The sequence below is a fragment of the Actinoplanes flavus genome, from assembly GCF_017592555.1.
Classification (GTDB): Bacteria; Actinomycetota; Actinomycetes; order Mycobacteriales; family Micromonosporaceae; genus Actinoplanes; species Actinoplanes flavus.
The window spans coordinates 155,278-177,696 of the sequence record NZ_JAGFNS010000009.1 but is presented as its reverse complement, the minus strand read 5'-3'; the positions used below and the strand labels follow the sequence as shown (position 1 = coordinate 177,696).

The following is a 22,419-nucleotide window of genomic DNA, read 5'->3' as shown; positions in this document are numbered from 1 at the left end:
GATGGAGCTGAATTCCGGATAGCGTTTTCGTAACAATTCCGGGGGACACTGCGGAGACGGACTCACCCGTCAGGCAGTGGAGCCGCCCATGCTGAAACGAGCGACCTCTCTTCCAGCGGCGGCCGTCGCCGCTCTGACCCTTTTCGCCGGATGCGGGACCTCCGAGTTCACCTACGTGAAGAACTCGGGCGAACAGACCTACTTCAAGGTGCCCCACGAGTGGCACGAGGTCGGCACCAAGTCGCTGGACGACGCGCTCACCGGGCTCAACTCCGACTCGGCCGCCGCGAGCCTGCGCCAGCGGCTGTGGTGGTCGGTGGCGTACGACGCCGCCGCGGACCCCAGCGCCGACCATCTGATGACCGCGGGCATCACCACCGAACCGATCCTGTACGCGCGGGTCGCCCGGACCACCGAGGCGCAACGGGACGCGATCTCGCTCGACATCCTGCGCAACTTCTTCCTCCCGGTCACCGAGGAGGCCCGCAAGTCGGTCGCCGAGACCACCACCCTGACCGGGTTCGAGCTGCTCCAGGACGAGGTGCTCACCCCGGAGAACGGGCTGCACGGCGTCCGCGTCGTCTACAACTACGACCTCGGGCTCGGCGTCCTGCACACCTTCGACCAGACCGCCCTGGTGAACAACGACGGCAGCAAGCTCTACCTGCTGCTGATCCGGTGCACCACCAGCTGCTACGCCGAGCGGTCCGGCGAGATCGAGACGATCGCCACCTCCTTCACGGTGAGGAGTGACAAATGACCGCGCCCATCGGCCACCCCGTCGAAGGCCTGCGCCCACCCGACGAGGGACCCGGCGAACAGGTCCGCCCGACCCGCAAGAGGCTGCCGTTCTGGGACCGGATCAAGTTCCTGCTGCTCTTCGTCGTGGTGTGGTTCGCCCTGGTCTGGGCCGCGATGGCGGACAACCCGATCCTGCCGTTCGAGGACGCGATGCGCGAGCTCGCGGCCGGCGGCAAGGGCATCACCGTCCTGGTGCTGTTCGGCGTCGAGGTGCTGCGCCAGATCCATTTCCTGATCAGTGAGCACTCGGCCGGCTACCACCGACTGTGGACCAAGGGCATCTTCGGCGGCTTCGAGCGGCTCACCCACCGGATGTTCTCCGACTGGACCCGGTTCCGGCTGGTCCGCATCTTCAAGTGGCTGCTCTTCATCGGCCTGGTGTCGCTGGTGCTCGCGTCCGTACTGGACACCTCGCCGGCCCTCGCGCTCTTCGAACTGCCCGCCCTGCTGTGGGCCGTCGCGCCGATGTTCCTCCAGGTCATCTTCATCCTGTTCATCGCGGTCGGCCAGTTCGTCGCGATCTTCTGGTTCCTGTCCCGGGGCGGCGTCGAGGTCTACTACCCGGACGACGTGAAGACCCGGTTCGCCGACGTGTGGGGCCAGGACCACGTGCTGGAACGCGTCAAGGAGAACATCGTCTACCTGGAGAACCCGGAGGCCATCGAGACCAAGGGCGGGTACGTTCCCGGCGGCATCCTGCTCTGGGGCCCGCCCGGCACCGGCAAGACGCTGATGGCCGAGGCGGTGGCCGGCGAGACCGGCAAACCGTACGTGTTCGTCGACCCGGGCGCCTTCATCAACATGTTCTTCGGCGTCGGCGTGCTCAAGGTCAAGTCGCTCTTCCGCAAGCTGCGCAAACTCGCCCTCCGCTACGGCGGCGTCATCGTCTTCTTCGACGAGGCCGACTCCCTCGGCAACCGCGGCGCCCTCGCCCAGGGCGGGCCCGGCTTCCCGCGCGGCGGCATGACCCCCGCGCCGTTCGCCGACGGCTGCCAGGGCTTCACCTACCTGTCCGGAGACTCCCGGCTCCTGCTCACCCGCGAGGCCATGCGGCACGACCTTCCGGAAACCCGCAAGACCAAGATGATGTACGGCGGGGGCATGGGCGGTGGCGGCGGCATGGGCACGCTGGAAGCCCTGCTCACCGAACTGTCCGGGCTGAAGAAGCCGCGCGGCTTCATCAACCGGCACGTCCGCCGGGCGCTCGGCATGCGGCCCAAGCCGCCGCCCAAGTACCGGATCCTCGTCATGATGGCCACCAACCTGCCCGAAGCCCTCGACGAGGCACTGCTGCGGCCCGGCCGGATCGACCGCATCTACAAGGTCGGCTACCCCACCAAGGCCGGGCGGGTGCGCACCTATCAGGGCTATCTGGACAAGGTGCAGCACGAACTGACCGAGGAGCAGATCGACAAGCTGGCCACGATCACGCCGTACGCGACCGGCGCCACCATCAAGGACACCGTCAACGAGGCGCTGATCACCGCCATCCGCGGCGGCCGGGACACCATCACCTGGCGGGACATCATCCGCGCCAAGCAGCTCAAGGAGCTCGGCCCGGCGGAGAACGTCGAGTACATCGAACGGGAACGGCACGCCGTCGCGGTGCACGAGGCCTGCCACGCCGTCATCGCCTACCGCACCCGGCACCATCTCGAGATCGACATCGCGACCATCGAGAAGGGCAGCGGCTACCTCGGCATGGTCGCCAGCATCCCTCCGGAGGACCAGTTCACCACCTGGCGCAGCCACTACGAGTCGGACATCTACGTGTCGCTCGCGTCGCTCGCCGGGGAACGGATGTTCTTCGACGGCGACAGCTCCTCCGGCGTCTCCGGCGACCTCGAGTCGGCGACCGCGGTCGCCACCCACATGGAGGGCGTCTGGGGCATGGGCTCCACCGTGTCGTCGTACTCCTACTCCAGCCGCCTCGGCACCGGCACCCCCGGCGGCCCCGGCAAGAGCGAGAAACCCGAGATCAGCGCCCGCCGCGCGCTGGCCGACCGGATCGAGGACAACCTCGGCGAGATGCTGCGGCGCACCGCCGCGCTGCTCGAGGAGAACCGGCGGGAGGTGCTCGCCCTCGCGCACGCCCTGGAGACGCACAAGACCCTCACCGGCGAGGACGTCATCGCCGTCCTGGAGGGCCGGCCGGGACCACTGATCGACGGTTCGGTCTACGCCGACGCCGCGTTCATCGCCGAACTGGAGGAGTACCACCGGGCCGCCCTCGCCGCGCACCGCGACCACACCGGGGTCACCGTCGCGCTGCCGTCCCGGCCGGGCGCCGAGCCCGTCCCAGAGCCGGCGGCCGAACCCGAGCCCGCCCCGATCCCGGCCGCCACCACCCCGGACTCGTCCATCTGGCGGCGCCCCGACCCGCCGTCCCCCAACGGCACCACGGCCTCGGAGCCCGCCTCCCCGGACCCCGCCTCCCCGGGCTTCGCCTCCCCGGATCCCGGCTCCCTGGATCCCGGCTCCCCGGACGGCGCGGCCGCGGATCCCGGCTCCCCGGACGGCGTCTCCCCAGGCTTCGCCTTCCTGGATCCCGCCTTCCTGGATCCCGGCTCCCTGGATCCCGGCTCCCCGGACGGCGTTCCCCCGGGCTTCGCCTCCCCGGATCCTGGCTCCCTGGATTCCGGATCCCCGGATTCCGGATCCCCGGACGGGCCGGCGGCGAACGGGGCGAGCCCGGCCGACGGCACGGTGCCGGAGAACGGGGCCGCGCCACCGGCCGCGCGGCCGGGCCACGGCGTCATCCCCACCCAGCGCAACCCGGACCCGGCGGACTCGTAAACCCCTTCAGCCGGCTGTCAGCGGCCCAATGGCTGGAGCCCGTGCCGCTGCTTGGGCCGCCCTCAGGCCCGACGGGCCGGAGGCCCGTGTTGCTGTTTGCGCCGCACTCAGGCCCGCGGCCGGCCTGACGGGTCGGAGACCCGTGTTGCTGTTTGCGCCGCACTCAGGCCCGCGGCCGGCCTGACGGGTCGGAGACCCGTGTCGTTGCTTGCGCCGCGCTCACGCCCGCAGCGGCCCAACGGCCCGGTGTGGGCAGATGATCGCCCCCCTGGACGATCGGGTGCGCGTAGCCCGTAACAGAGAAGGGTTTTGATGTTTGGGGGAAAGCCGGTGGCGCGTTCTCGGCATAGAGTGGCCTCTGTGTCTCGCGCCCGCTCACGTGCCGTGATCATGCTTCTCGGTGTCCTGCTGCTGTCGCAGACCGGCGCGTCCTGTGACGACGAGGCGAGCGCCGTCCGGCTGGGGTCCGCCGAGGTCGGGACGGTCGACGAGATCGTCGAGGCGCCCGGGACGGTGACCGCCCGGACCGCCGCCACGCTGACCGCCCCGGCCGCCGGCACGCTGCGTGAACTGCGCGCCGAGCCGGGGGAGCGGGTGGCGAAAGGCGACGTGCTCGCCGTGATCGAGTCACCGGAGCTGGAGCGGCGGCGGGACGCGGCGCGCGAGGCGCTCGATCAGGCGCCGTCCGGAGGAAGCGTCCCGGTCGGCGGCACCGCAGAGTTCACGGCGGTGCGGAAGCGGACCGACCGGCAGGCGGCGGCCGCGTTCGAGCAGGCCCGGGACGCGGCCGGGCAGATCGCCGACCCGCGGGCGCGCGCGGCGCTGCTGCATCAGGTGGACGCCGCCGAGAAACAGTACGAGACGGCGTCGGCCGCCTCGGCCGCGGCGCTGCGGTCGGTGCAGCGTGGCGTGGCGTCGCTCGGGCGGGCCATGGGCTCGCTCGCCGCGGCGCAGCGGATGCAGGCCGAGCAGGCGTACCAGCTGGCCGACGCGGCCGTCGACGCCCTCACCCTGAAAGCCCCGGTCGCCGGGGTGGTCCAGTACGGCGGGCCGGCCCCGGCCAGCGGCAGCGGCTCCCTGGCCGGGCTGCTGGAGAGCGGCCAGGTTCCGTCGACCGCCGGGATGGTGTCGTCCGGTGTGGACGCCGCCGTGCCGGAGGGCGGCTACGTGGCCGCCGGCACCCCGGTGATCACCGTGGTCGACACCGGCCGGCTCGGTCTCTCCGCCGAGGTCGACGAGACCGACGTGCTGCTGGTCGAGGAGGGTGTCAAGGCGGAGGTGGAGCTCGACGCCGCGCCCGGCGCCCGCTACCCGGCGACCGTCCGTGCCGTCGATCTGCTGCCCACCACCTCGGCGCGCGGTGGCGTCTCCTACCGGGTCCGCCTGGAACTCGCCGAGGGCGACTACCCGGACAGCGGCGAGGCCGCGCCCGTCCCACGGCCCGGGATGAGCGCCGTGATCCGTCTCAAGGTGCGGCAGGCCGCCGGCGCGGTCACCGTGCCCGCCTCGGCGGTGGTCGCCGCCGACGGCCGGGACACCGTCTGGACCGTGCGCGACGGGAGATACGCGGCCGTCCCGGTGCGGCTCGGCGTCCAGGGCGAGGACATCGTGCAGATCCTGTCCGGCGTCGGCGCGGGGGAGCGGGTGGTGATCGCCGGCGCCGACCAGGTGAGCGCCGGCGACGAGGCGCCGTGAACACCCCGGCCATCGTCGCGGAGGACGTGAGCCGCACCTACCAGCTCGACGGCCTGTCGGTGCCGGCGCTGCGCGGCGTGTCGCTCACCGTCGAACCCGGCGACTACGTGGCCATCGTCGGCACCTCCGGCTCCGGCAAGTCGACGCTCATGCACCTGCTCGGCGGCCTGGACCGGCCCACCGGCGGCACCCTGCTGATCGGCGGCCGCGACGTCGCCCGGCTCACCCCCAACGAGCTCGCCGAACTGCGCAACACCACGATCGGGTTCGTGTTCCAGTCGTTCCACCTGCTCGCCCGGACCACCGCCCAGGACAACGTCGGCCTGCCGCTGGTCTACCGCGGCATCGGCCGCCGCGAACGCCGGGAACGCGCCGCCGCCATGCTGGACCGCGTCGGCCTCGCCCACCGGATCACCCACCGGCCCAACCAGATGTCCGGCGGTGAACAGCAGCGTGTCGCCATCGCCCGGGCCCTGGTCACCGGGCCGTCGGTGCTGCTCGCCGACGAACCCACCGGCAACCTCGACTCGGCCACCGGGCAGTCCGTCCTCGCCCTGCTCGAATCGCTCAACGACGACGGCGTGGCGGTCGTGCTGGTCACCCACGACCGGGAGGTCGCGGCCCGGGCCCGGCGGCAGATCGTGATGAGGGACGGGCTGATCAGTGCGACTCGCTGAGGCGTGGCGGGTCGCCCTCGACGCGCTGCGCGCCAACCGGCTGCGCAGCCTGCTCACCATGCTCGGCGTGGTCATCGGGGTGGCCGCCGTGGTCGCCCTCGTCGCCATCGGCACCGGTACCAAAGAACAGATCGAGCGCCAGGTCGAAGGGCTCGGCTCCAACCTGCTGCTGGTCGTGCCCGGCCGGATCGAGGCGGGCTCGGCGCCCACGTCCTCGCCGCTCACCCTCGACGACATCGACGCGATCAACCGGGTGGTCGGCGATCGGACGCGGGTCGCGGTCACCATCGCCTCCGGCGAGACGGTACGCGCCGGCTCGCGTACCGGCTTCTCCAGCATGCAGGGCGTCCTCGAGACCACGCCGACCGTCTTCGTCCGCCGCCTCGACCGGGGCAGTTACCTGACCAGGACCGATGTGAGCACCGGCCGCCGGGTCGCGGTGCTGGGCGCCGGGACGGCCCGGGACCTGTTCGCCGACCGGGACCCGATCGGCCGGCAGATCACCATCGGCGGGGTCCGGTTCCGGGTGATCGGCGTGTTCGAGCCGCTCGGGCAGAGCCTCGGCGTCGACCGGGACAGCGAGGTGCACGTACCGGTCACCGCCGCGCAGCGCCTGCTCGGCACGGAACGCATCGACGGCATCGCGATCCGCGCCCCCGACCGGGAACGCATCGGCGAACTCTCCGACGCGGTCGTCGCGGCACTCGCCGAACGGCACCCCGACACCGACTTCTCCGCCGTCACCCAGGAGCAGATTCTCGGCGTGCTCGGCGACATCCTCGGGGTGCTGACCGGGGTGCTCGCCGCCATCGCCGGGATCAGCCTGCTCGTCGGCGGCGTCGGCGTCTCCAACATCATGCTCGTCTCGGTACGCGAACGGACGAAGGAGATCGGCCTGCGCAAGGCGGTCGGCGCCCGCCCCCGCGACATCGGCGTCCAGTTCCTGCTCGAGGCCGTCCTGCTCACCACCACCGGCGGTGTGCTCGGCATGCTGCTGGGCGGGTCCGCGGCCCTGCTCGTCGACCGGCTCAGCCCGGTCCCGGCCGCCCTGACCTGGTGGTCCATGGCGCTGGCCTTCGGGGTGTCGGCGGCCGTCGGCATCGTCTTCGGGGTGGTGCCGGCGCAGCGGGCCGGCCGGCTCGACCCGGTCGTCGCCCTGCGTACCGAGTAGGCACTCAGTAATTCGCCGACCGTACCGAACGTGGTTCTGAATCCGACCCCCGGAGGAGAACCGCATTGTCCGTCCAGTTACGTGACTCGCACGGCGCCGCCCGTGCCGTCGCCTACCTGATGCTGGCGGCCGGACCCTACAACCTGATCACCGGCGTCCTCATGGAACTCGGTGATCCGCCGCCCCGGCTGATCGCCCTCGGTGTCACCTCGGCCGTCGTCCTCGTGATCGGCCTGGTCAGCCTGCGCCACCCGGAACACCTGCCGGTCCTCTTCTGGCCGGCCGTGCCGTTCCTCGGGATCGCCGTGATCACCGGGCTGAACGTCGCCACCGAGGACGCCAGCCTGGGCCCGCAGATGTTCTACCTGTGGCCGCTGCTCTACGCCGCGTCGTTCCTCGGCCGGATCCTCACCGGCCTCGTCGTCGCGGCCGTCTCCGCCGGGCACGCCCTGGTCGCCTTCCAGTACACCGACGGCACCCACGCGCTCCACGACTGGATCGCCATCACCGTCGCCATGTCGATGACCGCGATCGTCGTGGCCGGTCTCCGCGAACGCAACGACCGGCTCCGCGACGTCCTGGAGAACCAGGCCACCTCGGACCCGCTCACCGGCGCCGCCAACCGGCGCGCCTTCGACGCCGCCATCGGCCGCGCCGTCACCCGGGCCGGGCCGCACCACCCCCTCGCCCTCGTGATGATCGACGTCGATCACTTCAAGACGATCAACGACACCTGGGGGCACGCCACCGGGGACCAGGCACTGCGCGCCGTCGCCGACGCCCTGCGGGACGCCGCCGAGGACCGTGGGCACATGGTCGCCCGGCTCGGCGGGGACGAGTTCGCCGTCCTCCTCCAGGCTGCCCCGTACGGCGCGCTCCGGTACATCGAGCAGGTACGGACCCGGGTCTCGGGCGCCACCGACCTGCCGTGCGGGCCGCCCCGAATCAGCATCGGCATCGCCGTCGCACCCGACCACGCCACCGGCCCCGACGACCTCCAACGGGCCGCCGACGCCGCGCTCTACCGGGCCAAGGAGGGCGGGCGCGGGCGCAGCATGATGGCCGGCCCGGCCCGCCTCACAGCCTGACTACCGCCGCGGATCCACCACCGGATGCTCGGCCGTCGACTCGGTGAGCGCCTCCTCACCCTCGGCGGCCGGGCGCGCGCCGAGCGGTGCCCTGATCTCCGGAGACTTCCTCGGGTACGGGCCCCAACCGTCCCGCAGCACATGGATGTAGACGGCTTCCAGGCACACCCCGATGCGCTCCACCAGATCGGTGTCCTCCGGCGAACCCAACCGGATCGCGCGCGCGAAGTGGTCCAGCGCCTCCATGTGCCGGTTCTGGTCGAAACAGCTGCGCCCGGCGTTCTCGTGAACCACGCTGCGCACAGCGGCCGGAACATCCGCGTCCACCGCCCGCTGGAACAGCCGGTCCGCCTCCATGTAGTCGCCCCGCAACCGCAGCACGTGGGCCAGCTCGGCCTGCGCGATCACCTGCGACTGAAGGTCCTGCGCCGACTCGGCGTGCGCCAGGGCCAGCCGGGCGGCGGCCGCGGCCATGCCCAGCTCACCCAGAAGGCGGTACACCTCCGCGCGTACGCTCAGCAGCCCCGCCTTGACGATGTTGTCGGCCTCGTCGGCCAGCGGGCCGTCCAGGCGTTCACCCAGCTCGCGCAGCGCGTTCCGGTCGTCGACCACCTCGCGGAGGCTGGCGCCGTCCAGCCGCCAGCGGATCGCGGACAGGTCGGCGGCGGTCAGCGGCAGGTGCGGGGCCAGTTCCGGGCCCTGCGGCTGCTCGCCCTCGGCCGCCGTCTCCGCAGCCGCGGCGTCCGGGGTCTCGCCCTCCCCGGGCGTCGCCTCCGCGGCCTCGCCGTCCTCGGCCTTCGCCGGCGTCTTGCTGACGAACCAGCCGCTGCCGAGAGCGGTGTCCGAGTACCGCCGCGGCTCGGTGTCCGGCCCGGAGGTCTCCAGGCGGGCGATCGGCCGCAGGTTGTGCAGCGTCCCGTCCGCATCCATGTACGGCTGATCCATATCGGCCCAGTCGCGCACCACATCGGCCCGGTCCCGCACCGCGCCGGCCCGGTCCGGTGTCACATCGGCCAGGTCCCGCGCTTTTTCGGGCTGCGCCGATGCCGCGGGCCGGTCGCCGTCAGCCGTGGGCCGGCCCGGCACCGTGCCGGCCGGGCCTGCCGCCGTCCCGCCGTGGGCCGGCACCGCACCCGGCTCCGCCGGTGCCGCATCGCCGTGAACCGGCGGCGGTGTGGCCGCGGTTCGGGGGCCGGTCTGCGCGGCGTCCGTGCCGTCCTGGCCCGGACGCGCCAGCGGGAATCCGATCCGCTCGCGGGCCGCGGTGTCACCGCGGTCGGTTCCCGCGGCCGGACGCGGCAACGCCACCGTCGGCCGCTCACCGGTCGTCCCACCCGCGATCGGTCCGGCACTTACGGCCGGTGCCGGCTCGCTGTGCGTGCCGTTCGGGACGGCCTGCCCGGTCTGCGCTCCGTTCGGGAGCGCTGGCCCGGTCTGTGTTCCGTTCGGGACGGCGTGCCCGGTCTGCGTTCCGTTCGGGAGCGCTGGCCCGGTCTGTGTTCCGTTCGGGACGGCGTGCCCGGTCTGCGTTCCGTTCGGGAGCGCTGGCCCGGTCTGTGTTCCGTTCGGGACGGCGTGCCCGGCCTGTGTTCCGTTCGGCATCGCTGGCCCGGTCGGCGCGCCGTCTTGGCCGACCTGCTGGCCACTCGCCAGCTCGTCCCGGCGAACCGCGTCCGGGGAGCGGCCACCGGAAGCGCTGCCGACCTGCTCGTTGTGCGGCCCTTCCACGCGGCCACCCGGATGCGCCGCCTGACGAGAACCCGGCGAACCGCCCGGCCCGCGTCCCTGAGGACCCGGAAGGTCGCCAAGCGACTCCGCACGAGCCACCCCGGGCGCTGCGGGACTCGTCGGCCGCCCCGGCCCACCGAAGCCGTCCACCGGCGGCGCCGGCACCGGACCGGCCGACCGGTTCTGGCCGCCGTCCGCCCCGTTCACCGGAGGCACCGAGATGGGCGTCGCGGCATTCCAGCCCGACCGATCCGGCGCGGGCGAGTGAGGCACGCGTCCGGGCTGTCCGTCCGCTCCCCACGCCGTGGCGGGCGGTGTGCCGTCGCTCCGTTCGCCGGAGGTCGGGGTCTGCCCCGCTTCCCGCCATGCCGCGGCGGGAGGCGCCGAACGGGGAGCGAGACCATCGGCTGCGGGCCGCGTCTCGGTCCATCCGGGCGGCGGCGGAACCGCCTTGGGCGCCTTCGGGCTGGGCCGCCGGGCCCCACCCTGGTCCGCGGCGAGCGGCACCGGGCCTGCGTGAGTCGCGTTCGGTCCGTTCCCGCCCTGGCTGGTGGCGTGCGGTGCCGGGCCTGCGTGAGTCGCGTTCGGTCCGTTCCCCGGCTGGCTCGTGGCGTGCGGTGCCGGGCCTGCGTAGTTCGCGTTCGGTCCGTTCCCGCCCTGGTTCGTGGCGAGCGGCGTCGGGCCCGTGGGCGTCGCGTTCGGTCCGGCAGGAGACGAGGGCTGCGGGCCCGTCCGAACCGGACTCGATCCCTCGACCGGAGGCGTGGGCCACCCGGTCGAGGGCGGCTGCTGGCCGGGAACCGGCCACGCCTGTCCGTCGCCACCCGGACCCTGCTGAATCGCCGGCGGCCAAGCACTCTCCGGCCGCGGCGCGGCGGGAGCTGCCGAAACAGGGCGGCTCGCCTCCGGTCGAACCGCTGGCGGCCACGCCGACGCGGGAGAAGGCTGACCACCCGGAGTTCCACTGGGCTGACCACCCGGAATCGCACCGGGCTGACCACCCGGAATCGCACCGGGCTGACCACCCAGAATCGCACCGGGCTGACCACCCGGAATCGGACCCGGCTGACCGCTCGGGACCGCGCCAGGCTGGCCCACGGTGTCCGCCCCGGGAACCTCCGGCGGCCGCGCCGGTGACACCGGCCGCGACCCGGCGGGCGGCTGAGCCTCGTCCGGAACGATCGCCCACGGCCCGTCACCTTCGGCGAGGAAGACGTGCGCCGCCCGGGGCGACCGCCGGGAACGCTGCTGCGGAACCTCCGGCTGAGCCTCGTCCGGCCGCCGGATCTCCCCGGTCACGTAGGGGTTGTTCGTCTGCCACCCCTCACCGGCTCCGGCACCCCACCGGCCACCGGCGGGATCACCGGGCGCGCCCACGCTCTCGGCCCACTGCGCCGTGGCGGGGTCGGGTGGTGCGGCCGCGCCCCGAGGGCCGGTGTCCGCGCCACCCCGTTGTGCCACGGCCGGGTCGTGCGGACGCGCGGCGGCATCCGGGCCGCCCCATTGTGCCGGGGCGGGATCGTGCGGGCGATATGTGGCATCCGTCCCGGCTGCCGGCCGGGCGGGTTCGACGGTTGGTTGCGGCCCGTTCGGCCCGATCACGCGGGCCGGCGGCACCGGCGTCGGCGCCGCGACAACCCGCGGCGTAACCGGCGGGTCAGCCTTGATCACGCGCGGCGCGGGCGGCGGAGTGGTCCTGCTGACGACCTTCGGCGGTACGGGCGGCTCCTCCCGCCGCACCACACGAGGACCGTTCCCGCCGTCCGGCGCCGGCCAGGACCCGGTTTCCCGCAGGTCCCTGGTCTCCTCGGCCCCGGCGCCCATCGCGTCCGAACCGACTTCGCCGGCTCCCCGCCCGTTTCCGGAGTCCGCGCGATGCCCACCCGGACCGTGACCCACGGGCGGCCGACCCGCGGGCCGCCCACCGGCTGAACCGGGTTGCCCACTAGTTGAACCGGGCTGCCCACCGGCTGAACCGGGCCGTCCACCGGCTGAACCGGGCTGCCCCGCGGGGTACCCGCTTTCCGGCACCCCTCCCACGCGCCCGTTGCCCGGACCCGGCTGGCCCATGCCGTGCCCGCTGTTCGAATCCGGCCGGTCCGTGTCCCGTCCGCTTCCGGCCCCCGGCTGGTTCCCGCCGTCCTCCATGCCGGAGCGGATCTGGTCCCCGGAGCCGTGGCGCTCAACGCCCGGCACCGTGCCGTAGGCCGGCTGACCCTGTTCGGCGGCCGGAACCCGCGGGGCCTGCCCGGCACCGTGAGCGTGCGGCTCCTGGGCCGGTGCGGCGGCGGACCCGTTCGGGCCGCGCCCGCGGTCGGTCAGGTCGGCTGTCGGCTCGGTGGGGTTGTTCGCGGCCGCCCGGCGCTGACCGGGCAGAAGACGAACCACCTTCGACCGCCAGGATTCGCCCCGCCGTTCGTTGCCTTCGCGCGGCGCGTCCGCGGAGCCCGTGTCGCCGGAACCGGCCGTCGCAGCTTGACCACCCGACTCCGAAGGCGCCTGCCCGCGAGCCCCTGCCGGGATCGGACCGGAATCGTCCGGGTAGGACTCCGCCGGGTACGACCGGGCATTCCGACCGTCACGCACCGTAGCTTCGCTGGCGGCCGGCGGCAGGCCACGCCCGGTTTCGGCCCCGGCGCCCTGCGCGGGAACCCCGGACCCAACCTGCCCGCGCCCATCGTCCGCCCGGCCCGCGCCGGATCCGGACGTCTCGTTCCCACTCACACCCGGGGCGGCAGCGCCGAGACCGTTCGCCCAGGCTCCACCCGCCAGACGCTGACCGTCCGCGTCCCAACTCCCGGAACGCTGCCCGTCGCCCACTTCCAGCCCGGCGGCCCGCTGCGGATCGCCGGCGTCCCCGGTCCCGGACTGCCGGAGGTCTCCGGACCCCTGCGCCCCCGAACCCTGCCGGTCACCGGCCTCCTGCACACCGGGACGTGCCCCATCGGCCGCTGGCGTGCCGGAATGCGCCCGGTCGCCAGCCGCTTGCGTGCCGGGATGCTGGCGGTCGCCGGGTTCCTGCATGCCGGAATGTGTCCGGTCGCCGGCCGCGTGTGTGTGGGGATGCTGGCGGTCGCCGGGTTGCTGCACGCCGGGACGTGTCCGGTCGCCGGGTTGCTGCGCGCCGGGACGTGTGTGGTCGCCGGGTTGCTGCGCGCCGGGACGTGTGTGGTCGCCGGGTTGCTGCGCGCCGGGACGTGTGTGGTCGCCGGGTTGCTGCGCGCCGGGACGTGTGTGGTCGCCGGGTTGCTGCACGCCGGGACGTGTGTGGTCGCCGGGTTGCTGCACGCCGGGACGTGTGTGGTCGCCGGGTCCCTGCATGCCGGAGCGTGTCCGGTCGCCGGCAGCTTGTGTGCCGGGATGCTGGCGGTCGCCCGGTGCCTGCGTTTCGGGACGCTGGCGGTTGCCCGAGTCCTGGCTGTCGGGACGGCGGCGGTCGCCCGAATCGCGGGCGGCGGGACGCTGGTCCGGTGCGAGGGCGGGGCGGCCCTCCGTGCCTGCCGTGAGGGCGCCGTGGCGCTCCCCGTCCGGCCGGTAGGACTCGTACGGATCCTCCGCACCCGCAGCCGGCACCTGCGCACGCCCGGTGACCGCGAGGTCGTCGCGGTGCGGCGCCTCGTCGCGCCGCGGGCGCCGTCCGCCGGGCGGCCGGATCGGCCCGAAGTCGTCGTCGTCCCAGGTCTGGGCGGCGCGTCCACGATCGTTGCGAGACGCCGGAGCCGGCCCGCGCCGTCGCTCCGGGTCGATCTCGGTGACGTTGCCCCGCGAGGCCGCGGGCTCCTCCCAGTACTCGTCGGCGCCCAGCTCGATGGTCCGTCCGACGCCCGGCCGCCCGTCCTCGAGGACCGGCTCGGCGGCACGCTCCCGGCCGAGGTCGCCGTCGTCGCCCCACAGCTCGTTCGGTCCGATCTCGACGGCCCGCCGGCCGCGCCGGTCGTCGCGCGGCGGACGGCTGTCGCGGCGCTCGTCCCGTGACGGCTCGGCCCACTCGGAACGGCCGCCTTCGCGGCGAGCGGGATCCGCCCAGTCCGCACGGACCGGCTCGCGACCTTCGCCACGCCGCGGATCGCGCGAGTCCCGGAGGTCGCGAGTGTCCTGTTCGCCACGAATGTTCGATGTATCCCGAGCGTCGCGCGCGCCCCGGATGTCGGGGGAGTCGCGCAGTTCGCGGGAGTCTCGTGACCCGCGGAGGTCGGGGGAGTCACGGAGGTCGCGGGGGTCCCGTGTACCGCGGGCGTCGGGAGAATCGCGGAGGTCGCGGGGGTCCCGTGTACCGCGGACGTCGGGAGAATCGCGGAGGTCGCGGGGGTCCCGTGTGCCGCGGACGTCGGGAGAATCGCGCAGGTCGCGGGGGTCCCGGCCGTCGCGCGAACCCGCCCGATCGGCCCGGGGGTCCCGGCGGTCGTCGCGTCCCGGCTCGTTCCAGTCAGCGCGGGCGGGCTCACGGCGGTCGTCGCGATCCCGGCGGGAGGGCTGCCTGCGCTCATCCCATTCATCCCGGTATCCACGCTCGTAGCCGTCCCGGCCGCCGGGCGCCTCGTCTCGGTAACGCGGCTCGGCATACCGGCCGTCGCGCCGCTCCGGGCGCCCATCCAAACGCTGGTCCGAGCGTCCGTCCGAACGCTGGTCCGAGCGCCCATCCAAACGCTGGTCAGAACGCTGCTCAGAACCACCCATGGAGCGCTGTCCAGAACGCCCGTCCGGGCGCCGTTCCGAACGACCGCCCGGCCGCTCATCGGAGCGACCACCCGAAGGCCGCCCCGGCTCACGGTCATCGGCGCGCCGGTCGCGGCGCTCGTCCGCGGTGCGGTCGTAACGGTCGGGCCCACGGCGTTGCGGGGCGGCGCCGCGGCGCAGATCGGGCCGGGCCGCCGGGTCGATGATCGGAAAGTCCGGTTTGTCGAAGTCGACGCCGAGTTCGGGGCGGTTGAAGTCGACGTCGTCGAAGTCGTCGCCGACCAGGTTGTCGACGGAGGTGTCGATCGGCTCGAAGTCGGGATCGTTGAGCCAGCTCGGCCGTTCGCTGTCGAAGGCGGTCCGTTTCGCCCGCTGTGCGGCGACCTCGTCGGCGCCTCCGGGCCGGCGGCGGGTCGGCATGACCGGGTCGGGGACCGTACGTTTGGTGTAGTGCTTCTCCTGCATGACCGCGGAACTGGGCATGAACGAGTACTCGCTGTACTCGTCCTCCCAGTACTCGTCGTCTTCGAAGCTCATGACGCGGTCCCAGATCGGCTGGGGAGGGTCCCCTCGCCCCGACACCGCATCCGTGCCACCGTCCTCATGCTGTCCCACCTCCGCACCCCGGTGCCCGCCCCTCGCCCTCCGCGATCAACGCCTGCCACGTGGTGGATGTGGAAGGTTAACCACGGATTTGCGAAGTGCGCCACCGCTCTGCGGAGCCCCGTCACCGGCCTCGCGGACGGCCCGCGAGCGTTGACCGCCCCGGCGCCGCAGCCCGCCGGGATAGTGCGATCACCGGGGTATACGTCTCGCGGACCTGCCCGGTTCAACGGTTTGAGCAGTGACTATCAGGTTGTTCGGAAGCGCTCGGCGGGGCCTGCCGCTATCAACGGGGGTCGCTCCTGAGGGGTGACGGCGCGCGTGACGACTTAAGAACCTTTTAAGCTCCCTTTCAGGAGAGCTAAGAACTTGTGGTTGACCCTGAACAGGTGACCCCGAAGTGTCGAAGGCCACTCTGGACTTTCGCGGATCAAGGACTTTCCGCCTGGCACGGTTGTGGGGCGCCCGGTTCTGCCGGGCGACCCGCTGCGGCCAACGACGTCCTCGGCGGTTTTTCCACGACCTGATCTCCCGGGCCACCGCCCGGGCCCGAGTTCCCTCGGCCTCCCGGCCGGCGGCCGCCGCCCCCCAGTCTGGCGGCCGCACCGTTGCCCGTGAGCGATCTCCGCGGAGACGACGCCCCCCTCGTCTCCTCCGCGGTTGGCGGTTCGGCACGGGGCCGGGCAGGAGGCGGCGGCGGGAGCCCATCTCCCGTCGCCGTCCTCCCCGGCGCACACCGGTCAGACCTTCTCCGGCAGGCGGCCACTCCTCTCCCCCCGATGCGGGTGGCCGCCGCATGCCCGGCGCCCGGTCCGTGGGTCCGCACGGACCGGGGCCGACGGGCCGGCGGACGGTGGCGGGTCTCCTCCCTGCCTGCCACCGTCCCCGATCACCACCGAGATCTCCCGGTCGGCGACTGTCGCCCCCAAGACCGGCCCATGGATGGCGCCCCCTTCCGTCCTCCGGCCGGTGACTTCGCCTGCCGGGCTGAGGGGTGGGGGGGGGGGGGGGGGGGGGGGCCCCCCCCCCCCCCCCCGGGGGGGGGGGGGGGGTGGGTGGGGGGGGGGGGGGGGGGGGGGGGGGGGTCCTCGCCCGCCCCCCCCCCCCCCCCCGCCCCTGAGTGCTTCGTTCCCGGGATTCCCGGCCGGTGGTCTTCTCCTTCCCAGGCCGGCCGGGACGGAGGCGGCGGTGGGTGCAGGCCCGCCGCCGCCCCTGCTTTCAGAACCGCCCGTCGGTGGTGAATCCGCCCACCCGGGCCGGCAACACCAGGCCGGCCTCGGCCAAAAGGGTCAAGATCGACGACAATTCGGTACGGGTGAGCGCCGCCGCCCGGGACGGATGCGGATGGGGCACCCCGAGCGCGGTGGCCGCCTCGATCGCGCGGGCGCCGATGGCCGCTTCCACCGCCCACACCCGATGCGCGGACATCGCGGCGTGCGCCGACGCGGCGAGTTCCCCGTGCAGGCGCAGCAGGCGCCGCAGGTCGGCGGCGAGCCGTTCGATCGGTGGGCCGTAGGGCGCCGGTTCGGCCGGTCGCCGCTGTCGCCAGCGGTCGGCGAGGACGGCGCAGCCTCGGGGCACATGACGCACCGCGGCCACCACGACGGCCGGGGCGGCGAAGATGAGGATGATCCGGCTGGCGTCGACGAGAGTCACGGGGTCCTCCGTCGGAGGTCGTCGTTCTACCCTCGACCTTCCGCCGCGTCCGGCCACCCGTCAACGCACTTTGTGCGACCCGCCGAATATCGGCGCAGAGCCGCCTCGAAGGCGGGATCCCCGGTGCCCGCCCGCCGGCCCGGGAAGTCGGCGTCCACCTCCCGCATTCCGGGATCACCGCCCTCCGGGCTCCCGTGGGCGGAATGCCCACCGGTCCGAATGCCGCCCGGCCCGCCGCTCCGAATGCCGCCCGGCCCGCCGGTCCGAATGCCGCCCGGCCCGCCGGTTTGAATGCCACCCGGCCCGCCGGTCCGAATGCCGGCCAGCTCGGTCACGGCCCGGGCCACCGAGGACGGCGCGGCGACCGTGGCCACGTTCAGCGGACGATCCACCCGGATGTCGCGGCCACCGGGGTCGTCGACGGTGAGTAGATGCCAACCATCCTCCTCGGACCATCCGGCCCCGGCCTCGTCGTGGTCCCAGACCGGCCGTCCGTGCAGCTGGACCTGCCGGGCCAGATCGAAGGGGATCCAGCCGTCGCGCGGCACGCCGTCGTCGGCACGCCAGTCAGCGACCGGCACCCCGGCGGCCTCCAGCGCCGCGGCCACCGCCCGGATGTAACCGGCGTGCGCCAGCCCGCTCATCGCAGGGCCGGGCGGGCGACGGGCGGCATCAGATCCCGGCCGGGCGGGTGAGAACGGCCGCGGTTTGCGGCCGGGTGGGCGAGGGTGGCATCAGATCGCGGCCCGGCGGACGATGTCGAGCAGGCCGGCGCGGCCGCCGAAAGTGGCCCGCACCGCCTCGCCCATCCGCGTGAACAGCGCGTCCCCGCCGTAGTCGGCGTCACCCGCCTCGCCGACCAGCAGGTGGACGGCGAGCTGTTCGGACGGGTCGCCGGGCAGGTGGCCCCCGCCGGGCAGGTCGGTGGCGAAGACCCGCAGCGCCAGGGCGCGGTCACCGTCCGGTGTGTCCGGTTCGGCGCCGTGCAGGTAGAGCAGCGCGGCCGTCTCCGGGCGCAGCACCCGCTGGAAGACGCAGGGTTCCGGGTCGCGGGTGTCGACCAGCCCGCCGGCCCAGAACGGCTCGCTCACCCGGAAGCCGGCGGCGGTGAGGGCGGCCGTGGCGGTCCGTCCGCAGGGCCCGTCGTCCCAGGTGATGATCGGGGGGACCCGCTGGTCGGCGCGCGGGTGCAGACCGGGGACGCCGGCCAGCGCCGTGAGGAGTCGGGCGGGCGTCATCGGGTGATCATGGCAACGTCCCGCCGGAGAGTAAAGCTCAGTGGGTCCGGCCGTGCCGGTCGCGCGCCTTCAGCCGTACCGTCGGAAGCTCGGGAGCCGGAAGCGGATCGGCCGCGCAACCACCCACGAAGCCGAAGCGCTCGGCGCCGAGACCGGCCATCCACTGCTCCCGCGCCCGGACGATGTCCTCGTGGCTGCGGCCGACGAAGTTCCACCACATGACCAGCGGCTCGTCGAACGGCTCGCCGCCGAGCAGGAACAGCCGCGCCGGCCCGGAAACGTCGAGATCCAGCGAGGTACGCCCGGAGCCGAGACAGAGCAGCGACCCGGGTTCGAGGACCGTCCCGTCGACGGTGGCCGTCCCGGACATCACCAGCACCCCGTGCTCGAAGGACGGCTCCAGGCCGACCGTGTGCGTGGCCGCGGCCGCGTAGTGCAGCTCGGCCCCGGTCAGCGGCGAGTGCACGTGGGCGGGCGAGGTCAGGTCGCCGAATCGTCCGATCACGACGGTCACGGTGATCGGGCCGTCGCGGTGGGTGGGCAGGTTCTCGTGGTGTTCGAAGCGGGCGGCGCCGTGCCGGGCCTCCTCCGGCAGGGCGAGCCACAGTTGCAGCCCGTGCATGCCGTCGGGGTGGTCGGGTGGCGTGTACTCGGAGTGGGCGATGCCGTGCCCGGAGGTCATCAGGTTGAGCTGGCCGGGCGCGATGAACTGGTGGCTGCCGAGGCTGTCACGGTGCTCGATGAGGCCCTCGACCAGCCAGGTGACGGTCTGCAGACCGGTGTGCGGGTGTGGCGGGACCTGCATGCCGGGGCGGCCGCTGACGTCGTCGGGCCCGAAGTGGTCGACGAAGCACCAGGCGCCGATCATCCGCCGTTCCCGGTGCGGGAGCAGGCGGCGCACCGTCGTGTACCGCCCGAGCGGCACGTCGTGGCCGGGCAGCAGCACGCTGTCCGGCTCACCGACCGGGCTGGGTTCCGCGGCGTACAGCGAGGTGCTCATGCCTTACGAGGGTAGTAGCGACGCCGACCCGAGAATGCGGGTGATCGCCACCTCGATGACGACCCGGGACGGATTGGGCCGGGGGACGCGGTAGCGGCCGGCGTACCGGCGTTCGGCTTCGGCGACCGAGGACGGGTCGTCGCGGACCACGGCCAGGCCCTCGATCGTGCTCCAGCGGCGGCCGTCGACCTGGCAGATCGCCACCCGGCGCTGCCCGCGCCGGACGTTGCGCACCTTGGTGGAGGTGTCGAAGGAGATCACCCGGGCGAGCCCGGCGCCCGGGTCGAGGGTGGCGCCGACCGCCACCACGTGCGGTGATCCGTCGGCGCGCAGGGTGGTGAGGGTGCACAGGTGCCGCTCGGTCCAGAATTCGGCCAGTGCGGGGGAGCCGATCGGAATCGAGCCGCTCACGGGCGTACCTCCAAGAAGTCGATCGTCATGCCGGCTCCGCCGGCAATTGGCCGCGGCGGACCGCCTGGGTGAGCGCCGCGTGATCCGCCTCGACCTGATCGGCGTACGCCTTCGCGAACCGGCTGAGCGATTCGTCGAGCTTGTCACCGCTGCCGACGTAGCCGGCGATCATCGACGCCCCGCTGGTCCGGGCGTGCGACTTGGCCAGCAGTGAACCGCAGATGCCCGCGTAGTCGGCGAGCGCCCCGGCGTTGATGTCCTCGATCAGGATGGCGCCCTTCATGTCGCGGAACTGGCGCACGTAGTACTGGTGCTCACCGACCGTGGTCCAGCCGAGCAGCGGGTCGCTGACCGTCTGGAGCGCCTGCTGGTACTCGACCACCCGCTGGCCCTGGTGCCGGTGCCAGGCCAGGTCGCCGTGCTGGTGTTTCGCCACGACCGACCGGCGGGCCTGCTTGAGCTGGAGGAAGACCACGTCGTCGCTGCTGCTGCCCTCGCACAGGGCGACGTAGGCCCGCAGCCCGACCGATCCGACGCCGACCACCTTGTGCGCGATGTCGACGATCCGGTAGCCGCCGAGGATCCGGGCCCAGTGCGGTTTGAGGGTGTTGAGGTAGCCGTCGAGCGCCTCGGCGAGCTGCTCGTGCTCCCGCTCCGGCAGCCGGGTGATCAGCGGCGGCTCCTCGACCAGGCGGGCGGTGCCGTCGTGCCGCTCGGTGAAGCGGGGCAGCGCCCGGTCGCTGGTGCGCCGCCGGGCCCGCCGGGCGGCGCGCTCGATCTCGTCGCGGAAGCTGGCCCGGCTGGCGTGCGAGCGCATCCCGTCGACGTCCAGCTGGTCGAACGAGCGGGCCAGCAACGGCTGATCGGCGAGATATCCGATCTGCTCACGGTACTGTTCGACGCAGTGCGCCACGGCGTCCGAACAGGAGCTCTCCCGGAAGCCGTTGACCCGGCCGGCGACGTGCACGCTCACCGCGAGCCGGCGCAGGTCCCACTCCCACGGGCCGGTGTGCGCCTCGTCGAAGTCGTTGAGGTCGAACACCAGTTCGCGCTCCGGCGAGGCGTAGAAGCCGAAGTTGCCGAGGTGGGCGTCGCCGCAGATGACCGGGGCGATGCCGGTCGAGGGGAGCGCGGCGAAGTCGTCGGCCATCAGGCCGGCGGTGCCGCGCAGGAAGGAGTACGGGGAGACGATCATGCGCCCGATCCGCACCGGGACGAGGTGGTCGAGCCGGCCCTCGTGGGAGGCGATCACCTGGCGTACCGGATCGGGGCGGCGGTCGGGCGCCCGCCAGTGGGCCATCTCCGAGCGGGGTGAGCGTTCGCGCAGGCCGCGGCCTGTCTCGTAGCGTTCGGCGCGCGGGGCGGCGGCCCGGCGAAGTGAGGTGAATCCCTCGTCCGCTAGGCTGCCGAGCACACCCGGCCCGTTGATCGTCACTGCTGGTTCCATCGCTGCCGAGCGTACGTGTCGGCGAAGATCGTCCGCGTGGGGCTCGTGAAAAGCGGATGTTATCGATAACATTTCTGCGACGCGGGCCAGTGGCGGTTCGGCGTTACGCTCCATCAGAACCGGATCGGACGAGGTGCGCAAGTGGACAAGGCCAGCCGTAGCCCGGCGATGACGGATGTGGCCCGGTTGGCCGGTGTCTCCCATCAGACCGTCTCGCGTGTCCTCAACGATCATCCCAATGTCAAGGAGCAGACCCGCATCCGGGTCCGCGCCGCCATCGCCGAGCTCGGCTACCGGCCCAACCGCGCGGCCCGGGCCCTGGTCACCGGCCGGTCCCAGCTGATCGGCGTGGTCGCCCGCAACAGCACGCTGTACGGGCCGGCCTCGATGCTGACCGAGTTCGAGCAGGCCGCCGCGGACGCCGGTTTCGCGGTGAGCGTGGGCAGCGTCCGGGAGCTGGACCGCTCCTCGATCTCCGCGGTGGTGGACCGGCATCTGGACCAGCGGGTGGCCGGGCTGGTGGTGATCGCCAACGTGGCGTCGGCCGCCGAGGCGCTGGCCGAGATCCCCGGCGACGTGCCGGTGGTGTTCATCGACGGCGACCCGGCCAGCGGCCGACCGCTGGTCACCGTCGACCAGGTGGCCGGGGCCCGGGCGGCGACCCGGCACCTGCTGGACGCCGGTCACGAGACGGTGTGGCACGTGTCCGGCCCGACCGACTGGTTCGACTCGGCCGGCCGCATCCAGGGGTGGAAGCAGACGCTGCTGGAGGCGGGCGCCGAGGTGCCGCCGCTGCTGTCGGCCGACTGGTCCGCCGCCGAGGGCTACCGCACCGGCCAGATGCTGGCCCGGATGCCCGAGGTCACGGCCATCTTCACGGCGAACGATCACCTGGCCCTGGGCATCCTGCGGGCGCTGCACGAGCGGGGCCGCCGGGTGCCGCACGACGTCAGCATCGTGGGTTTCGACGACGTGCCCGAGGCCGCCTACTTCATCCCGCCGCTGACCACCGTCCGGCAGGCCTTCGGAGACGTGGCGAGAGCCGCGTTGAGCCTGCTCCTGGGCCAGATGCGGGACGACGCCGGCACGGCGCACCAGATCGTCGTACCGCCTCAGCTGATCGTCCGGGAGAGCGTGTCGCGCCCTGCCTGAGGGGTCGTCCGGCCCCTGTTTCCGGCGGCCGTCCGGCCTGATTGCCGAGCTGTTACCTCGTTGTTGCCGAGCGCCGTTGACAGGTCTTTTGTTAGCGATAACACTGGGATTCTCCGCCGGGATGTGGCCGCCGCCACCGCGCCGGCCGCCCATCGGAGGTACAGGCAATGTCCACAGACCGTACAGGTTGTGCGGTGTCGCCCACTCTCGGTGACAGACTCCGCCGTGAGGCCTGCCCTGCCCGGCTAAGATCATTGACGCGTTCAGCGTGCGGCGGTC

14 protein-coding genes and 1 pseudogene are annotated in these 22,419 nt (G+C 73.3%); 8 read left to right on the top strand and 7 right to left on the bottom strand.

Translation table 11 applies throughout. The features are described 5' to 3' along the window. Window positions 1-88: 88 nt before the first annotated feature. From J5X75_RS15765 to J5X75_RS15740, 6 genes and pseudogenes are all read left to right on the top strand, one after another. Window positions 89-760, top strand: a complete 672-nt coding sequence (locus tag J5X75_RS15765; protein ID WP_208468145.1) for a hypothetical protein — start codon at window positions 89-91, stop codon at window positions 758-760. Continuing rightward, on the top strand, window positions 757-3,597 hold the full coding sequence (locus J5X75_RS15760; protein ID WP_238488120.1) for an AAA family ATPase: 2,841 nt from the start codon (window positions 757-759) through the stop codon (window positions 3,595-3,597). Before J5X75_RS15765 ends, J5X75_RS15760 begins: the two co-directional genes overlap by 4 nt. Window positions 3,598-3,909: 312 nt before the next feature. Continuing rightward, on the top strand, window positions 3,910-5,292 hold the full coding sequence (locus tag J5X75_RS15755) for an efflux RND transporter periplasmic adaptor subunit (protein ID WP_208468144.1): 1,383 nt from the start codon (window positions 3,910-3,912) through the stop codon (window positions 5,290-5,292). Then, window positions 5,289-5,960 (top strand): annotated as a pseudogene (locus J5X75_RS15750) (ABC transporter ATP-binding protein); the annotation flags it as partial. The gene J5X75_RS15755 and the pseudogene J5X75_RS15750, both read left to right, overlap by 4 nt. Further along, window positions 5,956-7,140 carry an ABC transporter permease gene (locus tag J5X75_RS15745; protein WP_208468142.1) on the top strand — a complete coding sequence of 395 codons (1,185 nt, stop codon included), beginning with the start codon at window positions 5,956-5,958 and terminating at the stop codon, window positions 7,138-7,140. The pseudogene J5X75_RS15750 and the gene J5X75_RS15745, both read left to right, overlap by 5 nt. 65 nt (window positions 7,141-7,205) lie before the next feature. Continuing rightward, a complete protein-coding gene (locus J5X75_RS15740; protein WP_208468141.1) occupies window positions 7,206-8,228 on the top strand; it encodes a GGDEF domain-containing protein in 1,023 nt (340 codons plus the stop codon). On the opposite strand, the gene J5X75_RS15735 is transcribed toward J5X75_RS15740, so the two are convergent. Further along, window positions 8,229-9,536: a hypothetical protein gene (locus tag J5X75_RS15735; protein ID WP_208468140.1), complete on the bottom strand. Its 1,308-nt coding sequence runs from the start codon at window positions 9,534-9,536 to the stop codon at window positions 8,229-8,231. A gap of 2,895 nt (window positions 9,537-12,431) precedes the next feature. Here J5X75_RS15735 and J5X75_RS15730 point away from each other — a divergent pair. Beyond that, entirely contained in the window at window positions 12,432-13,931 is a 1,500-nt protein-coding gene (locus J5X75_RS15730; protein WP_208468139.1) for a hypothetical protein, read from the top strand. 2,523 nt (window positions 13,932-16,454) lie between these two features. On the opposite strand, the gene J5X75_RS15725 is transcribed toward J5X75_RS15730, so the two are convergent. The 6 genes from J5X75_RS15725 to J5X75_RS15700 all read right to left on the bottom strand — a co-directional run bounded on the left by J5X75_RS15725 (window position 16,455) and on the right by J5X75_RS15700 (window position 20,988). Next, complete coding sequence (locus J5X75_RS15725) at window positions 16,455-16,892, bottom strand: hypothetical protein (protein WP_238488118.1); 438 nt, start codon at window positions 16,890-16,892, stop codon at window positions 16,455-16,457. 26 nt (window positions 16,893-16,918) lie between these two features. Further along, window positions 16,919-17,536 (bottom strand): DUF6292 family protein, encoded by a 618-nt coding sequence (locus J5X75_RS15720; RefSeq protein WP_208468138.1) that lies wholly within the window; start codon window positions 17,534-17,536, stop codon window positions 16,919-16,921. Between the two features lie 90 nt (window positions 17,537-17,626). Further along, window positions 17,627-18,130, bottom strand: a complete 504-nt coding sequence (locus tag J5X75_RS15715) for a hypothetical protein (RefSeq protein ID WP_208468137.1) — start codon at window positions 18,128-18,130, stop codon at window positions 17,627-17,629. A 37-nt stretch (window positions 18,131-18,167) separates the two neighbouring features. Next, a complete protein-coding gene (locus tag J5X75_RS15710) occupies window positions 18,168-19,130 on the bottom strand; it encodes a pirin family protein (RefSeq protein WP_208468136.1) in 963 nt (320 codons plus the stop codon). A 3-nt stretch (window positions 19,131-19,133) separates the two neighbouring features. Next, complete coding sequence (locus J5X75_RS15705; RefSeq protein WP_208468135.1) at window positions 19,134-19,541, bottom strand: pyridoxamine 5'-phosphate oxidase family protein; 408 nt, start codon at window positions 19,539-19,541, stop codon at window positions 19,134-19,136. Window positions 19,542-19,566: 25 nt separating this feature from the next. After that, window positions 19,567-20,988 (bottom strand): DUF2252 domain-containing protein, encoded by a 1,422-nt coding sequence (locus J5X75_RS15700; RefSeq protein WP_208468134.1) that lies wholly within the window; start codon window positions 20,986-20,988, stop codon window positions 19,567-19,569. Between the two features lie 168 nt (window positions 20,989-21,156). Here J5X75_RS15700 and J5X75_RS15695 point away from each other — a divergent pair, with 168 nt between their 5' ends. Then, complete coding sequence (locus J5X75_RS15695; RefSeq protein WP_208468253.1) at window positions 21,157-22,140, top strand: LacI family DNA-binding transcriptional regulator; 984 nt, start codon at window positions 21,157-21,159, stop codon at window positions 22,138-22,140. Window positions 22,141-22,419 lie beyond the last annotated feature (279 nt).

Excerpts from the sequence above, each read along its gene's own strand:
- J5X75_RS15700 (WP_208468134.1), bottom strand. The coding sequence starts at position 20,988 with ATGGAACCAGCAGTGACGATCAACGGGCCGGGTGTGCTCGGCAGCCTA.
- J5X75_RS15755 (WP_208468144.1), top strand. The coding sequence starts at position 3,910 with ATGTTTGGGGGAAAGCCGGTGGCGCGTTCTCGGCATAGAGTGGCCTCT.
- J5X75_RS15695 (WP_208468253.1), top strand. The coding sequence starts at position 21,157 with ATGACGGATGTGGCCCGGTTGGCCGGTGTCTCCCATCAGACCGTCTCG.
- J5X75_RS15760 (WP_238488120.1), top strand. The coding sequence starts at position 757 with ATGACCGCGCCCATCGGCCACCCCGTCGAAGGCCTGCGCCCACCCGAC.
- J5X75_RS15715 (WP_208468137.1), bottom strand. The coding sequence starts at position 18,130 with ATGACGCCCGCCCGACTCCTCACGGCGCTGGCCGGCGTCCCCGGTCTG.
- J5X75_RS15710 (WP_208468136.1), bottom strand. The coding sequence starts at position 19,130 with ATGAGCACCTCGCTGTACGCCGCGGAACCCAGCCCGGTCGGTGAGCCG.
- J5X75_RS15765 (WP_208468145.1), top strand. The coding sequence starts at position 89 with ATGCTGAAACGAGCGACCTCTCTTCCAGCGGCGGCCGTCGCCGCTCTG.
- J5X75_RS15720 (WP_208468138.1), bottom strand. The coding sequence starts at position 17,536 with ATGAGCGGGCTGGCGCACGCCGGTTACATCCGGGCGGTGGCCGCGGCG.